Genomic DNA, 1850 nt, shown 5'->3' on the forward strand with positions numbered 1-1850 from the left:
GTGCTGAAGCACAACTTCGAAGGCAGACAGGCCGTGTACGAACTGGATCGCGGCGGTCACCACGACCACATGGTCGACGTGGATACCGGCAAGATCATCGAATTCGAAAGCAGCGAGATCGAGAAGCTGCAGCGCGAGATCGCCGCCAAGCACGGCTACGAGCTGGAAGAGCACTCGCTGGTGTTGTACGTGCGCAAGAAGCGCTGACAGCTGGAGATTTTCCGGCTCGGGATGTGGAAGCGACGTAAGTCGCGAAGCGGCATCGGCAAGGCCTCATCGCGACCTGCGTCGCTCCCACAGTAAGCAACCGGGGTGTCAGACCGCGTTCGCCAGCAGCCGCTTGGCCGCGGCATGCGCTTCCTTGCTGACCTCCACGCCGCCAAGCATGCGCGCGAGTTCCTCTTCACGCTGCTTCGCTCCCAGCTTCTCGACCGCGCTTTGCGTCATGCCGTCCACCGGGGCCTTGCTGACCCTGTAGTGCGCGTGTCCCTGCGCCGCGACCTGTGGCAGGTGGGTGACGCACAGCACCTGCCGTTGGGCCCCTAGCGCCCGCAGCTTCTGTCCCACGATCTCGGCGACCGCGCCACCGATGCCGGTGTCGACTTCGTCGAAGACCATGGTCGGCACGGCGTCCACCCCGAGCGCAGCCACTTCGATCGCCAACGAAATGCGCGCGAGTTCGCCGCCGGACGCCACCTTTCGCAGCGGACGCGGCGGCTGCCCGGCATTGGCCGAAACCAGGAATTCGACCCGCTCGGCGCCGGCAGGATCGGGACGATCGCCTTCCTGGGGCTCCAGCGCGATCTCGAAACGGCCACCGCCCATGCCCAGTTCGGCAATCAGGGCGGTAGTGGTATCACCCAGTGATGCCGCCGCGCGGATACGCGAACGGCTCAGGGATGCCGCGGCGCTGCGCCACTGCTCCCGGGCCGCATCGATCTCTCCGTTCAGCTGGACCAGGCGTTCGCCGGCGCCGCGTAGCGACTCCAGTTCGGCGGCGAGCCGGTCGTGCTGCTCCTGCAGGCCCTCCAGCGGTACGCGATGCTTGCGGGCGAGGTCGTGGACGCGGGCCAGCTTGCGCTCCAGCGCGTCGAACTGCAGCGGTTCGCCGTCGAGGTCGTCGCGCACCTGGCCAAGCAGGGACAGTGCTTCCTCGATCTGGATCGCCGCACCGTCGAGCAGCGCATCCACCTCGCGCAGGCGCGGCTCGTGCTCGGCTTGCCGCCCGAGATCGGCGCGCACCTGTTGCAACTGCCGGGTGAGCGAGGGCGTTTCGTCGCTGGCCAGTTCGCCCAGGGCCGCATCGCAGGCCTGGATCAGGCCGGCCGCGTGCGCCTGCCTGCGATGGCTGGCGACCAGCGCTTCCAGCGCAGCCGGCGAAAGATCCTCCCGCTGCAACTCCGAGAGCTGGTGTTCCAGATAGTTGATGCGGTCGGAGACATCGCCTTGGCCCGACAGTAGTTCGCGTTCGCGCAGCAGCGCAGTCCAGTATCGCGCCGCCTCGCGTACCGTGGCGCGCTCGCGGTCGTTTCGCGCGAAGGCGTCCAGCAGGTCCAACTGGCTGTTGCGGGCCAGCAGCGCCTGGTGTTCGTGCTGGCCATGGATTTCCACCAGCCGGGCGGCCAGTTCGGTCAGCTGGGAGAGCGTCACGCTGCGGCCATTGATCCACGCGCGGGAACCGCCGTCGGCACGGATCACCCGGCGCAGCTGGCACTGGCCGTCGTCGTCCAGTTCGTTCTCGGCGAGCCACGCCTGTGCTGGCGACCCGGTCGAGGGGGAGAATTCGGCCGACAGCTCCGCCCGCTCGGCGCCATGACGGACCACGCCGCTGTCTGCACGCAGGCCGGACA

Annotated in this window: 2 protein-coding genes; one reads left to right on the forward strand and one right to left on the reverse strand. The window is 68.1% G+C overall.

Translation table 11 applies throughout. From position 1 onward, the window contains the following. The coding region (locus AC04L7_RS17890; protein WP_475513591.1) for a transcriptional repressor at positions 1-207 on the forward strand (207 nt) is incomplete at its 5' end. Positions 208-315: 108 nt separating this feature from the next. Here the strand turns inward: AC04L7_RS17890 and recN are convergent. Continuing rightward, positions 316-1850: DNA repair protein RecN (gene recN, locus AC04L7_RS17895; RefSeq protein ID WP_475513592.1), on the reverse strand; the 1535-nt coding region annotated here is incomplete at its 5' end.

The organism is Pseudoxanthomonas sp. LjRoot204_2, from assembly GCF_056175765.1.